Annotated in this window: 9 protein-coding genes and 1 pseudogene; 3 read left to right on the top strand and 7 right to left on the bottom strand. The window is 74.2% G+C overall.

Annotated elements, in window-relative coordinates; translation table 11 throughout:
- Positions 1 to 131: 131 nt before the first annotated feature.
- The gene (locus GA0070620_RS24850) at positions 132 to 353 is read right to left on the bottom strand and encodes an FmdB family zinc ribbon protein (protein WP_091594740.1); all 222 of its coding nucleotides are present in this window, start codon (positions 351 to 353) and stop codon (positions 132 to 134) included.
- Between the two features lie 369 nt (positions 354 to 722).
- Here GA0070620_RS24850 and GA0070620_RS24845 point away from each other — a divergent pair.
- From GA0070620_RS24845 to GA0070620_RS24835, 3 genes and pseudogenes are all read left to right on the top strand, one after another.
- Positions 723 to 2,080 (top strand): annotated as a pseudogene (locus tag GA0070620_RS24845) (lytic transglycosylase domain-containing protein).
- A gap of 73 nt (positions 2,081 to 2,153) precedes the next feature.
- Positions 2,154 to 3,170 carry a GNAT family N-acetyltransferase gene (locus GA0070620_RS24840; protein ID WP_091594737.1) on the top strand — a complete coding sequence of 339 codons (1,017 nt, stop codon included), beginning with the start codon at positions 2,154 to 2,156 and terminating at the stop codon, positions 3,168 to 3,170.
- A 96-nt stretch (positions 3,171 to 3,266) separates the two neighbouring features.
- Positions 3,267 to 6,539, top strand: a complete 3,273-nt coding sequence (locus tag GA0070620_RS24835) for a lamin tail domain-containing protein (protein ID WP_091594735.1) — start codon at positions 3,267 to 3,269, stop codon at positions 6,537 to 6,539.
- 54 nt (positions 6,540 to 6,593) lie between these two features.
- Here GA0070620_RS24835 and GA0070620_RS24830 read toward each other — a convergent pair whose 3' ends face one another.
- From GA0070620_RS24830 to GA0070620_RS24805, 6 genes are all read right to left on the bottom strand, one after another.
- The gene (locus tag GA0070620_RS24830; protein WP_091594733.1) at positions 6,594 to 7,094 is read right to left on the bottom strand and encodes a helix-turn-helix domain-containing protein; all 501 of its coding nucleotides are present in this window, start codon (positions 7,092 to 7,094) and stop codon (positions 6,594 to 6,596) included.
- Positions 7,095 to 7,376: 282 nt separating this feature from the next.
- On the bottom strand, positions 7,377 to 8,360 hold the full coding sequence (hemB, locus tag GA0070620_RS24825; RefSeq protein ID WP_091594731.1) for a porphobilinogen synthase: 984 nt from the start codon (positions 8,358 to 8,360) through the stop codon (positions 7,377 to 7,379).
- Positions 8,361 to 8,378: 18 nt separating this feature from the next.
- Entirely contained in the window at positions 8,379 to 9,959 is a 1,581-nt protein-coding gene (locus GA0070620_RS24820) for a bifunctional uroporphyrinogen-III C-methyltransferase/uroporphyrinogen-III synthase (protein WP_091594729.1), read from the bottom strand.
- Positions 9,956 to 10,924: a hydroxymethylbilane synthase gene (gene hemC, locus GA0070620_RS24815; protein WP_091594727.1), complete on the bottom strand. Its 969-nt coding sequence runs from the start codon at positions 10,922 to 10,924 to the stop codon at positions 9,956 to 9,958. The genes GA0070620_RS24820 and hemC overlap by 4 nt, the downstream gene beginning before the upstream one ends.
- Positions 10,921 to 12,264 carry a glutamyl-tRNA reductase gene (locus GA0070620_RS24810; protein ID WP_091594725.1) on the bottom strand — a complete coding sequence of 448 codons (1,344 nt, stop codon included), beginning with the start codon at positions 12,262 to 12,264 and terminating at the stop codon, positions 10,921 to 10,923. The genes hemC and GA0070620_RS24810 overlap by 4 nt, the downstream gene beginning before the upstream one ends.
- Positions 12,261 to 13,031, bottom strand: a complete 771-nt coding sequence (locus GA0070620_RS24805; RefSeq protein WP_091594723.1) for a redox-sensing transcriptional repressor Rex — start codon at positions 13,029 to 13,031, stop codon at positions 12,261 to 12,263. The genes GA0070620_RS24810 and GA0070620_RS24805 overlap by 4 nt, the downstream gene beginning before the upstream one ends.
- Positions 13,032 to 13,128 lie beyond the last annotated feature (97 nt).

The following is a 13,128-nucleotide window of genomic DNA, read 5'->3' as shown; positions in this document are numbered from 1 at the left end:
TGCTGCCCGAAGCCGAGCGGTCACACATCGTGAGAACGGCCGGGCGGGCTCGGACCCAAAGTGCCACTCGCCCCCGCCCCGGGCAAGGCCCGGCCCGCCGCTCGGTGGGTTGCGGGGTGGCCGGTGGAGCGTCAGCAGCCGCAGGCGCCGCCGCAGCAGCCGCCCCCGGCGGGTGCCGGGGAGCCGCCACCGACACCGGACGCGCCCCGCCCGGTGACCGCCACCGTGGAGAGCAACTTCACCGTGTCGGCGTGCCCCTGGGGACACGCGGCAGGCTCGGTGGCCTGCGCCATCGGGCGGTTGACCTCGAAGGTGTCGCCGCAGGCGCGGCAGCGGAACTCGTACCGGGGCATGGCACCAGGGTACGTCCGGGCCTGACGTCCGGCGGGGCATGGGTGATACTCGACGGGTGGTGGACGGCGAGGACAGATCGACCCATCGACCCCTGCGACCGGCCGCGCCGCTCGACGGGGCGCTCGCCGAATCCGGGGCGGCACCGGATCCGGCGCCACGGCCGGTTCCCCGACCCCGCCGTCCCTGGCTGCGCTCCGAGACGCCGGAGACGCCCAACTCGGCAGGCCCGGCCGCCTCGGCGAGTGGCCTGACGGGCGAGGCGGACCGCGCGGCGACGGCGGACCGGACGGACGCGGCCGAGCCGTCGGGCGCGGCCACCGAAGCCCGGCCGACGAGCACGACCGACACGGGCGCGGCCGGCGTGACCGATGCTGCGCGGGCGACCGACGTGCCGGCCGACGCGACCACCGGCGCCTCCGCGACGACCGGCGACACGGCGACGCGGACCGCCGACGCCGGCACGACAGCGGCCGGAGGTGCGACGGCCGACACGACGACGACGGGCGACGCGACGGCGGCCGGCTCCGGCCGCGCCGGCGCGACCGGCACGACCGGCACGACCCCGACGGGCACGAGCGGCGCGACGCCGGCGAGCACGAGCGGCGCGACGCCGGCGGGCGCGAGCGGCGCGACGCCGGCGAGCACGAGCGACAAATCCCCGGCGAGCACGACCGATGCGACGCCGACGGACGCCGGGGCCGCGACCTCGGCGAGCACGGGCGGCGCGGCGGCCGGGGCGGCCACCGTGGACGGAGCCGCCGCGGCGGTCTCCGGCCGGCGGCGCCGGGTGCCGTTCGCGCACGCCCCACGCCTGCGCCCTCGACAGGCGGCGGCCACCGCGGCCCGGGCCACCCGGGCGTGGTCCCGGCGGCCCAGCGGCCGGCTCACCCTGCCCGGCGCCTTCCTGCTGATCCTGGTCTTCGCGATGGCGGCGGCCGGCGCGGTGGTGGTCCCGGCGGCGGTCCGGGCACCGCGCACCGTCGCGGCCGACGAGGGCGCCACGGCCGGTCTTCCGCCGGAGATCCGGCCGAGCGAGGTGCCGACCGGGCCGTCTGGCAACCCGTCCGGGCTGCCCGGTGGCGGGCTGCCCACCTACCCCTACCCGAGCGGCAGCGTGCCGCCGGGCGGGCCGGTGGTCGGGGCGGTCGGTGGTCGTCCGGCGGACGCGCTGGCCGGCTGGGCGCAGCAGGTCGGCGCGAAGGTCGGCATCGCGCCGGTCGCCATGCAGGCGTACGGCTACGCCGAGCTCGTGCTCGCCCAGACCAACCGCAGCTGCGCCCTGAGCTGGACCACGCTCGCCGCGATCGGGTCGGTCGAGTCGAACCACGGCCGGCACGGCGGTGCGCAGCTGGGCCAGGACGGCCGGGCCACCCCGGAGATCATCGGACTGCCGCTGGACGGGCGGGACGGCCGGATGCGGATCATCGACACGGACCGCGGAGCCCTCGACAAGGACACCACCTACGACCGGGCGATCGGGCCGATGCAGTTCATCCCGACGACCTGGGCGCAGGTCGGGGTGGACGCCGACAACGACGGTCGCAAGGACCCGCACGATCTGGACGACGCGGCTCTCGCCGCCGGCAACTACCTCTGCCGCAACGGACGCAACCTGAGCATCGCCGAGGACTGGTGGAACGCGATCCTGTCGTACAACGACGTGCGCCGTTACGCCCAGGACGTCTTCGACGCCGCCAACCGCTACGGGCAGGCGAGCCGCACGTGAAGTGATCGTCCGCCTACATTTGGAGAACTGGACACTTCCCCCAGGCTGCGGTAGACGGCAAGCTAGACGGGTGATGGTGCGCGAGTGGGACCCCAGGACCGCCTCGTCCGCCGAGATCGCGTCGCTGCTGGACACGCTCAACGCGGTCCTCGCGACGGATCTGCCGCAGGACCCGCCGTGGCGGGAGAGTTCGCTGCGGGAATACCTCACCGAGGTGATGCCGGGCGAACGGCGGATCTCGTGGGTCGCGCAGGAGGAGCCGGGCACGAACGGGGCGCCCGGGGCGATCCTCGGCCAGGTGCAGGTGCTGCTGCTCGGCGACATCGGTGTGCTGGAGGTGCTGGTCCACCCGTCCGCCCGACGCACCGGCCTCGGGCGTGACCTGGTCCGGACGGCGGCGCGCCGGGTCTACCAGGAGGGCTTCTCGGCGATCGGCGTCGAGGTCGTCGGCGACACCCCCTCCGTGGCGTTCTACGAGTCGCTCGGGTTCACCCGGGAGTACGTGGAGACCCGCAGCGTGCTCGACCTGTCCGGGGTGGACTGGGCCGAGCTGGCCGAGATGGCGACGGGCATCGGCGCGGGCTACCACGTGGAGTTCCACCCGGGTGGTCCGCCGGACGAGCTGATCGAGGCGTACGCGCGGGCGAAGGCCGAGGTGCGCGACGTCGACGACGGCGAGCTGCGGCCGAGTTCCTACGACCCGGAGCGGCTGCGGGACAGCCTGGACTGCCTGCACCGACGGGGCATGAAGCCGTACATCGTGCTCGCCCTGCACGAGCAGACCGGCGAGGTCGCGGGCCTGACCGAGGTGGTGGTGCCGGCACAGCACCCGACCCGGGCCGACCAGTACGACACGATCGTCGTGCAGGACCATCGGGGCTACGGCATCGACCGGGCGATCAAGGCGCGGATGCTGCTGGAGTTGCGGTCGGCGGAGCCCGACCTGACCGAGGTGCAGACCTGGAACGCGCAGGCCAACGAGGCGATGCTGAAGGTCAACGCCGAGTTGGGTTACCGCCCGGACCGGGATTGGTGTGAATACAGCGTGGACGTGGCCGACCTGGTGCACCGACTCGACGCGTCGCGCTGACCGGCAGTTCACGAAACGGTCCCGTGGGGGATGGACGCTGGCCACTGTGTGCCCTTAACGTGCGTTAGTTCACCGTCCACCCATCGTGGAGGCCCCATGCGCCCGCGCCGCACCCTCGCCGCGCTCGCGACCGCCGCCGTCACCGCCACGGCCATCGTCGGCATGCCCAACGCAGCCGTGGCCGCGCCCACCGACCTGTTCATCTCCGAGTACGTCGAAGGCTCGTCGAACAACAAGGCGATCGAGTTGTTCAACGGCACCGGGTCGGCGATCGATCTGGCCGCCGGCGGCTACCAGCTAGCGATCTACTTCAACGGCTCCACCGCGGCGACCGCCTTCCCGCTGACCGGGACGGTCAGCGCGGGCGACGTGTTCGTGTTCGCCGCCGCCTCGGCCTCGCCGACGATCCTCGCCCAGGCCGACCAGACCTCGGGCGCCGGCCTGTTCAACGGCGACGACGCGGTCGTGCTGCGCCGCGGCGCCACGGTGCTGGACTCGATCGGCCAGGTCGGCGTCGACCCGGGCACCGAGTGGGGCAGCGGCCTGACCGGCACGGCGGACAACACCCTCCGCCGGCTCGGCACGGTCACCTCCGGTGACACCGACCCGTCGGACGCGTTCGATCCGGCCGCGCAGTGGGCCGGCTTCGCCACCGACACGTTCGACGGCCTGGGCGCGCACAGCGTCGACGGCGGCGGCCCCGTCGACGCGCCGGCCACCCTCGACTGCGGCGCCGCCCTGGTCACCCCGGCCGGCACGGCGGCGACCCGGGAGGTCACCGCCACCGACCCGGACGACACGATCGTCGACCTGGCGGTCACCGCCGTCAGCCCGACCCCGGCCACCGGTTCGATCAGCCGCACCGCTCTCACCCCGGCCGACGGGGTGGGCGGCACCGCCCGGGCCACGATCGGCGCGAGCGCCGACCTGGCCGCCGGGGCGTACACGGTCACGGTGACCGCCACCGACGCGGGCGGCGGCACCGCCGCGTGCAGCCTCGCCGTGCAGGTCACCCGGGAGCTGACCGTCGGTGAGGTGCAGGGCCCGACGACCGACACCGAGTCCGGCCCCGCCGACCGTTCGCCACTCGCGCCGGCCAGCGGCAACGGCACGAGCAGCCTGCTGTACGACGTCCGCGGCGTGATCACCCAGCTCACCCTGGCCCGTGACTCGTCGGGCCGGGACCAGCGGGGCTTCTTCCTGCAGAGCCGTCGCGACGCCACCGACGGCGACCCGGCCAGCTCGGACGGCATCTTCGTGTTCATGGGTTCGTTCACCTCGCTGATCGGCGGCTACGTGCCGACGGTCGGCGACGAGGTGGTGCTCCGCGCCCGGGTGTCGGAGTACTACTTCATGACGCAGCTCTCCAGCGCCTCAATGGTCCGCAAGCTGGCCGAGGGCCTCGACGTGGACACCGAGGTCGAGGTGACCGACGCGGTTCCGCCGGCCGACCTGGCGGCGGCGGAGCGCTTCTGGGAGCGGCACGAGGGCGCGCGGCTACGCGTCCGGGCCGGCAGCGGCGCGGTGAGCGGGCGGGACGTGTTCGCCTCCACCGCCGACGCCGAGCTGTGGGTGGTCGACCGGGACGACCCGCTGCTGGACCGCGCCGACCCGTACGCCCGCCGGGTGTTCCGCGACGCGCACCCGCTGGACAACGACCCGACGCGGCTGTTCGACGATGGCAACGGCCAGCGCATCCTGCTCGGCAGCATGGGCGTGAAGGGGACCAGCGGCGACAGCACCACGCTGATCGCGCCGGCGCACACCTTCGACACCCTCCGGCAGGACGCGGTCGGCGGCCTCTACTACTCGTTCGAGAAGTACGGCGTGCAGGTCGAGGGGGCCGAGTTCGCGGCCGGGACCGACCCGTCGAAGAACAACCCGCCGAAGCCGGCCGACCGGTCCGAGGAGGTCGCCGTCGCCACGTACAACGTGGAGAACCTGTACGACTTCCGCGACGACCCGTTCGACGGCTGCGACTTCACCGGCAACGCGGGCTGCCCAGGCGTGAGCCCGCCGTTCGACTACGTGCCGGCCAGTGAGGCCGACTATCAGGAGCACCTGACCTCCCTGGCCGACCAGATCGTCCGGGACCTGCACGCACCGGACCTGATCCTCGTGCAGGAGGCGGAGGACCAGGACATCTGCACGGTCAGCGGAGCCGCCCTGGCCTGCGGCGGCACCGACAACGCCGACGGCGCGCCGGACACGATCCAGGAGCTGGCGCTCGCGGTGCGGGCGGCGGGCGGTCCGGCGTACGCCGCCGCGTACGACCGCACCGGCGCGGACGCCCGCGGCATCACCGCGGCGTTCCTCTACCGCACGGACCGGTTGAGCCTGGCCCCGGCGGCCGCCGGCGACCCGGTGCTCGGCGCGACGCCGACCGTTCAGTACCGGGCGGCGGGGCTGCCGGCGAACGCCGACGTGCAGAACCCGAAGGCGCTCAACGCCCTGCTCCCGGCCGACGTGGACACCTCGACGGGCCGGGACGGCGACAACGTCTTCACCCGGGCGCCGCAGGTCGGGAAGTTCACCGTGGCGGCCGCGCCGGGCGCGTCCGAGCGGTTCACCCTGTGGGCGGTCAGCAACCACTACTCGTCCGGGCCGGACAGCCGGGTGGGTCAGCGGCGTGAGCAGGCCGCGTACGGCGCGGCGATCGTCACCGCGATCGAGGCGTCCGACGCGAACGCCCGCGTCGTGTACGGCGGGGACCTGAACGTCTTCCCCCGCCCGGACGACCCGATCGCCACGGCCGCCCGGCCGACCCCGTCCGACCAGCTGGCCCCCCTGTACGCGGCGGGCCTGCGCAACCTGTGGGACGACCTGGTCGCCGAGGTGCCGTCGTCGGCCTACTCGTACAGCTTCGAGGGGCACGCGCAGACGCTCGACCACCTGTTCGTCAACGAGGCCCTGCACCGGGACCTCGTGCAGGTGCGGGCGGCGCACATCAACGCCGACTGGCCGGCGGAGCACACCGCCGACGGCTCGCGCGGCTCCAGCGACCACGACCCGCAGGTCGCGCGGTTCCGGTCCCGCGCCGCGCTGACCGTCGCCGACACGGCGGTGGTCGAGGGTGACAAGGGCACCCGGGAGCTGACGTTCACGGCCACCGTGTCCCGGCCGCTCTCCCAGCCGGTCCTGCTCTGCGCCGCCACGTACGGCACGACGGCGCAGGCCGGGTCGGACTACGACCCGTACGTGGGTTGCAAGGTGCTGCCCGCGGGGCGGACGTCCCTCACGTTCCCGGTGACGGTCAACGGTGACCGCAAACGGGAGACCGACGAGAAGGTGACCCTGCTGGTGGCCGGTGTGCCCGGCCTGGAGCTGCGCGACCCGCTGGCGACGGGGACCATCCGCGACGACGACTGACCCGTCACGACGGACGCCGACGGCCCCGCCACCCGCACACGGGTGGCGGGGCCGTCAGTCGTAGGCGCGCGGATCGGGCGGCGGTGGAACGTTGCGGTACTTCGCCACCGGCACCTCCCACTGGCTGCGGCGCCGCCGGACCTCACGGTCGTGCTGACTGCGGAGGAAGGTCTCCGGCGGGCGGGCCAGCCCGTAGATGTCCGCCCACCACTCCCCCGGCTCAGGGTCGAGGATCGTGTTCAGGTGGGACGGGTAGCGCCGGCCCGCCCCGTCGCGGATGTCTTCCCAGTCGCCCATCGGCTGGACGACGCGGCCGTCCTGGTCGACCACCGCCAGGTACAGCCCGGCGGCTCCCAGCAGCCGTTCCAGGACCTCCAGGCTCGGCGTCATCGTGCCGGCCTCGACCCTGCCGACAGTCGACGGTGCCACCTTGGCGAACCGGGCCATCTGACGCTGGCCGAGCCCGGTGATCCGTCGGGCCCGGCGCACCAGGCCGGCGATGGGAAACGGACCGACGGTGGGCCCGGTCGGCGGAGGGTCGAGGGCGGAGGCCATGAGCTGACCATCGCCGGGCGAGCGTGATCCCGGCAATCCCTGTGGACGAACCTGTGGACAACTCGCCGGTTCGACGGCCCGCTCTCATCAGGCAGGGCACCGCTGGGCCGAGCCGCCCTTGATGCGAGGACCTGTGCGAGTCCTTTGCTCTGCTTCAGCCCATGCAACAGATCTTGGTGCTGACCGTTGCCTCGGCTGAAGCAGAGCAAAGGTTCCGCACGGTAGGTGTGCGGCCGGCCGGACCGGGGCGCGCCGGACCGGGGCGACGCCGGGGGCGCGCCGTCAGTAGCGCTCGCGGAGCAGCTGCGCGGCCTCGACGGCCCAGTAGGTGAGGATGACCTGGGCACCGGCCCGGCGGATCGAGGTGAGCGTCTCCAGCATGGTCTGCTCCCGGTTGATCCAGCCGTTCGCGGCGGCCGCCTCGACCATCGCGTACTCGCCGGAGACCTGGTAGGCGGCGACCGGGACGTCGACCGCGGCGCGGACCGCGGAGACCACGTCGAGGTACGGCAGCGCCGGCTTCACCATCACCAGGTCGGCGCCCTCGGCCACGTCGAGCGCGACCTCGCGGAGCGACTCCCGCAGGTTGGCCGGGTCCTGCTGATAGGTCCGCCGGTCACCTTCCAGCGCCGACTCCACGGCCTCCCGGAAGGGCCCGAAGAACGCCGAGGCGTACTTGACGGCGTACGCCAGCACGGCCACGTCCTGGTGCCCGGCGGCGTCGAGCGCTCGGCGCACCACGCCGACCTGGCCGTCCATCATCCCGGACGGCCCGACCATGCCGACCCCGGCGTCGGCCTGGGCCACCGCCATCTCGGCGTACGCCTGAAGCGTCGCGTCGTTGTCGACCTCGCCCGTGGGGGTGAGCAGGCCGCAGTGCCCGTGCGAGGTGAACTCGTCCAGGCAGAGGTCACTCATCACGACGGTGGCGTCGCCCACCTCGGAGACGACGTCGCGGATGGCGACGTTCAGGATGCCGTTCGGGTCGAGCCCGCCGGAGCCGGCCGGGTCACGCTCGGCGGGCACGCCGAAGAGCATGATGCCGCCGACCCCGGCCTGGACCGCCTCGACGGCGGCCTTGCGCAGCGAGTCCCGGGAGTGCTGGAGCACCCCCGGGAGCGAGCTGATCGCCCGGGGCTCGGTGAGGCCCTCCTTGACGAACATCGGCACGACCAGCTCGGCCGGGTCGACGCGGGTCTCGGAGACCAGCCGCCGGAGCGCCGGGGTGCGGCGCAGCCGGCGGGGCCGGATCTCGGGGAACGGCATGGCGTGCCTCCTGAACGACTAGCGGAACCGCAGGGCGGTCGGCCCCTGCACCTTCGAACCGCGGCGCTGCTTGGCCGGCATGGCGGCAAGCTTCTCCCGCAGCTCGACGGCGTAGGCGGCGAGCGCCTCCACCAGATCGGGCACCGAGGCGTGCTGCGGCTGGACGTCGACCCGCAGGCCGAACTCCGTCGCGGTCTCCGCCGTCTTCGGGCCGATGACAGCGACAACGGTACGCGCGTGCGGCTTGCCCGCGATGCCGACCAGGTTCCGGACGGTCGAGGACGAGGTGAAGAGCACCGCGTCGAAGCCGCCCGACTTGATCGCGTCGCGAATCTCGGCCGGCGGCGGGGCCGCCCGGACGGTCCGGTACGCGGTCACGTCGTCGACCTCCCAGCCGCGCTCGGTGAGCCCGGCGGCGAGCGTCTCGGTGGCGATGTCGGCGCGCGGCAGCAGCACCCGGCCGACCGGGTCGAGCACCTCGTCGTGGGGCGAGAACTCGGCCAGCAGCCCCTCGGAGGACTGCTCCCCAGCCGGGATCAGCTCCGGCTGGATGCCGAACGCGCGGACCGCGTCGGCGGTCGCCTCGCCGATGCAGGCGATCTTGACGCCGCCGAAGTGCCGGGCGTCGAGGCCGTGCTCGCCGAACTTCTCCCAGACCGCGCGGACCGCGTTGACCGAGGTGAAGATCACCCAGGCGTACCGGCCGTCGACCAGGCCCTTGACGGCCCGCTCCATCTGGGCCGGGGTGCGCGGCGGCTCGACCGCGATGGTCGGCACCTCGCACGGGATGGCCCCGTACGCGCGCAGCCGGGCGCTCATCACACCGGCCTGCTCCTTGGTGCGGGGCACCAGCACCTTCCAGCCGTACAGCGGCCGGTTCTCCCACCAGCTCAGCTTGTCGCGCTGGCTGACGCCGGCACCGACGGTGAGCACCACCCGCCCGGTGAAGCCGAGCGCGGCGGCGACGAAGCTGTCCACGGTCGACGTGGTCGTGTACTGGGTCTCACCGGTGCCGTCGCCGGTCACCGCGACCGCGGTGGTGCCGTCGAGGCCCGCGGCGAGCAGCCCGTCGCGGACGGCGGCGAGGTCACCGGCGTCGACCGCGATCGCGAGGGAGCCCCGGCCGACCGCCGCGGCGAGCGCCTCGAAGTCCAGCGCGCTGACGTCCTCGACGTCGGCGGCGGTGCGTACGCCCGGCAGCGGCACACCGGCGTAGGTGGCCACGCCCTCGGCCTGGCCGACACCCGGCACGACCTCGAAGTGCGCCGCGGTACGCGCGACGGCCTGCACCTCCTTGACCACCGAGTCGTGGCCGAACGGGTCCCCGGCGACGAGGTGCACGGCGTTCTGCCCGGCGCGGGCCGCCGAGATCAGCACCTTCGCCACGTCTCCGGGCGCGCCCTCCGCCGGGGTGAACTCGGCGTCCTCGCGGGCTTCGGCGCGGACGACGGCGAGCAGCGACTCGGGTACTCCCCGGTCGTACACCACCTGGTCGGCGTCGACCAGGGCGTCGTGCGCCCGGCGGGTCAGCAGGCCCGGGTCGCCGGGACCTGCCCCGACGAACGCGATACGGCCTACGGGCTTACGGGTGCGGGTCATTCTGTGCTCCCAAATTGCTGGGTCCCCGGACCGGTGGGTCCTTCGTGGCCGAGGATCGAGTCGGCGCCGAGGTCGAGGAGTTCGGCGGCGAGTGCCTTACCGATCTCCGCCGCGTCGGCGGGCGTTCCGGTGCGGGACAGCCGGAGGTCACGGGTGCCGTCCGGGCTGATCACCGCCCCGCGCAGGTAGATCTCTTCACCGGCGTCGCCCTCGGCGACCTCGGCGTAGGCGGCGACCGGTGCGCTGCACCCGGCCTCCAGGGTGGCCAGCAACGCCCGCTCCGCGGTGACCGCGGCGCGGGACGGTGCGTGGTCGAGCACGGCGAGCAGCTCGACCAGGTCCGGGTCGTCGACGCGGCACTCCACGGCCAGCGCGCCCTGGGCGGGCGCGGGCAGCATGAGCATCGGGTCGAGCGTCTCGGTGATCTCGCCGGCCCGCCCCAGCCGGGCCAGCCCGGCCCGGGCCAGGACGACCGCGTCGAGGTCGGCGGCCGGGCCGAGCACCCGGCCCAGGCGGGTGTCCACGTTGCCGCGGATCGGGGTGACCTCCAGCTGCATCCCGAGGGCGTGCAGCTGGGCGATGCGGCGCAGCGCTCCGGTGCCGACCGTCGCACCGGGCGGCAGCTCGGCGAGCGTCCGGCCGTCGTGGGCGACCAGCGCGTCGCGCGGGTCCTCGCGGGGTGGCACCGCCGCGATGTGCAGGCCCGGGGCGCCCGCGGTGGGCAGGTCCTTGTAGGAGTGCACGGCGAGGTCGATGGTGCGGGCGGCCAGCGCGTCCCGCAGGGCCGACACGAAGACGCCGACGCCGAGCCGGTGCACCGGGGCGGTGGAGCGGTCGCCGGCGGTGACCACCTCGACCAGCTCCACGGGTCGCCCGGTGGCCGCGGTGAGGGCCTCGGCGACGTGGCCGGACTGGGCCATCGCGAGGGCGCTGCCCCGGGTGCCGAGGCGCAGGGGGGCGGTCATCGCTCACCTCCGGTTGACGGTGCGGGTTCGGTCTCCACGACGTCGGGGACGGTGTCGACCGGGGACGTCTGCGGGACCTGGAGGTCGAACAGCTCGCGCAGCAGGGCCGCGTACTGGTCGCCGCCCGGCTCGGCGGCGAGCTGTCGGACGCGCACGGTCGGCTGGTGGAGCAGCCGCTGCACCACCCGGTGCACCGTCCGGGCCACCTCGGCGCGCTGGTCGTCGCTCAGGTCGGGGCGACGCTGGGCAAGCCGGCGCAGTTCGGCGGTGACGACGTCGTCGGCGCGGCCACGCAGGGCGGCCACGGTGGGCGCGACGTCGGCGCCGCGCAGCCAGGTGAGGAAGCTCTCCAGCTCGGTGGTGACGATCCGCTCGACGGCGGCGGTGTCGGTGGCGGCCGGGCCCCCGGCGACCAGGGCCGCCATACGGTCGATGTCGATCACCTCGACGCCCGGCAGGTCGCCGACACCGGCCTCCACGTCGCGGGGGACGGCGAGGTCGAGCAGGACCAGCGGTCCCCGTGCGGGGTCGCGCTCGGCGAGCGCGCGGGTCACCACGGACCGGGTGAGGACCGGTTCGGTGGCCGCGGTCGCGGCGACTACGATGTCCACTGTGGAGAGCGCGGTGGTCAGCTCGGCCAGCGGAAGGGCCGTGGCCCCGTACGACTCGGCGAGCCGGGCGGCCCGGTCGGCCCCCCGGTTGGTCACCATGAGCGGGGCGGCGCCGCTGCGCGAGAGCGTCGCCACGCCCAGCGAGCCCATCGCCCCGGCACCGACCACCAGGGCGGGCCGGCCGGCCAGGTCACCGTCGAAGTGACCGGCGGCCAACTCCAGCGCGGCGCTGACGACACTCTGACCGGCCCGGTCGATGCCGGTCTCGGCATGCGCCCGCTTGCCCACCCGCAGCGCCTGCTGCATCAGCTCGTGCAGCAGGCGGCCGGCCGAGTCGGCGTCGGTGGCCCAGTGGTAGGCGTCCCGCAGCTGGCCGAGGATCTGCGACTCGCCGACCACCATCGAGTCCAGCCCGGTGGCGACCCGGAAGACGTGGTTGACGGCCGCGGAGTCGTAGTGCACGTAGAGGTGGTTGGCGAGCGCGGTGGGCGAGCAGTCCGCGTGCTCACCGAGGACCTGGCAGATGTCGCCCAGCCCGCCGTGGAAACCGGACACGGCGGCGTAGACCTCCACCCGGTTGCAGGTGGAGACGACGACCGCCTCGCTCACGTAGGGCTGCGCGACCAGCCGCTCCAGGGTGCGGGTGAACTCGGCGGGGGGCACCGCCAGCTGCTCCAGCGTGGCGACCGGCGCCGTGCGGTACGACGCGCCGACGACGAGCAGTTTCACGGGCCGATCGCCTCCTGGGTGTCGGTGGCCGCGAGCCCGCCCGGCAGAGCCGTGAGGGCGGACCCGCCGGTGGCGGGCAGCGCGGTCAGCGACGCCTTGCGGTGCTCGTGGAAGGACAGGATCTGCAACTCGATGGCGAGGTCGACCTTGCGGACGTCGACCCCCTCCGGGACTGAGAGTACGCAGGGTGCGAAGTTCAGAATGCTGGTCACGCCGACCGCGACCAACTGGTCGGCGACCCGCTGGGCGGCGGCGGCCGGCGTGGCGATCACGCCTATCGCGATGGACTCCTCGGCGGCGACTCTCGGCAGGTCGTCGACGTGTTGGACGACCAGGCCGCTGATCTCCTCGCCCACCCGGGCGGGGTCGGCGTCGAAGAGCGCGGCGATCCGGAACCCGCGGCTGGCGAACCCGTCGTAGCCGGCCAGGGCGTGACCGAGATTACCCACGCCGACCAGGGCGACGGCCCGACGCTGGGTGAGCCCGAGCACATATTCGATCTGTTCGATCAGCAGCGTCACGTCGTAGCCGACGCCACGGGTGCCGTACGAGCCGAGGTGCGAGAGGTCCTTGCGGAGCTTGGCGGAGTTGACTCCGGCGGCGCTGGCCAGCCCTTCGCTGGAGACCGTCTCGTGACCGGTGTCGGCGAGGTTGTGGAGCGCGCGCAGGTACTCCGGGAGCCGCGCGACGGTCGCCTCGGGCAGGTCCGGTAGCGCCGGTACGGCACCGGCGCGGTCGGGCGCGCCAGGGTGACGGTGCTGACTCATGAGACTCCGTGCGGTGCGATCCTCGGCCAACTCCGCCGGTCGGCCGCTTCGGGACTCCCGCTGGCGACCGAGATTGCCGGCTGTGCTAGCAGGGCGC

Origin of the sequence: Micromonospora krabiensis, assembly GCF_900091425.1 — a bacterium.
GTDB classification, from domain to species: domain Bacteria; phylum Actinomycetota; class Actinomycetes; order Mycobacteriales; family Micromonosporaceae; genus Micromonospora; species Micromonospora krabiensis.
This window is presented reverse-complemented; position numbering and strand designations above follow the sequence as displayed.

Bases quoted from the DNA above. Each gene is read 5' to 3' on its own strand.
- GA0070620_RS24850 (WP_091594740.1), bottom strand. From the start codon at position 353: ATGCCCCGGTACGAGTTCCGCTGCCGCGCCTGCGGCGACACCTTCGAG.
- GA0070620_RS24840 (WP_091594737.1), top strand. From the start codon at position 2,154: ATGGTGCGCGAGTGGGACCCCAGGACCGCCTCGTCCGCCGAGATCGCG.
- GA0070620_RS24835 (WP_091594735.1), top strand. From the start codon at position 3,267: ATGCGCCCGCGCCGCACCCTCGCCGCGCTCGCGACCGCCGCCGTCACC.
- GA0070620_RS24830 (WP_091594733.1), bottom strand. From the start codon at position 7,094: ATGGCCTCCGCCCTCGACCCTCCGCCGACCGGGCCCACCGTCGGTCCG.
- hemB (WP_091594731.1), bottom strand. From the start codon at position 8,360: ATGCCGTTCCCCGAGATCCGGCCCCGCCGGCTGCGCCGCACCCCGGCG.
- GA0070620_RS24820 (WP_091594729.1), bottom strand. From the start codon at position 9,959: ATGACCCGCACCCGTAAGCCCGTAGGCCGTATCGCGTTCGTCGGGGCA.
- hemC (WP_091594727.1), bottom strand. From the start codon at position 10,924: ATGACCGCCCCCCTGCGCCTCGGCACCCGGGGCAGCGCCCTCGCGATG.
- GA0070620_RS24805 (WP_091594723.1), bottom strand. From the start codon at position 13,031: ATGAGTCAGCACCGTCACCCTGGCGCGCCCGACCGCGCCGGTGCCGTA.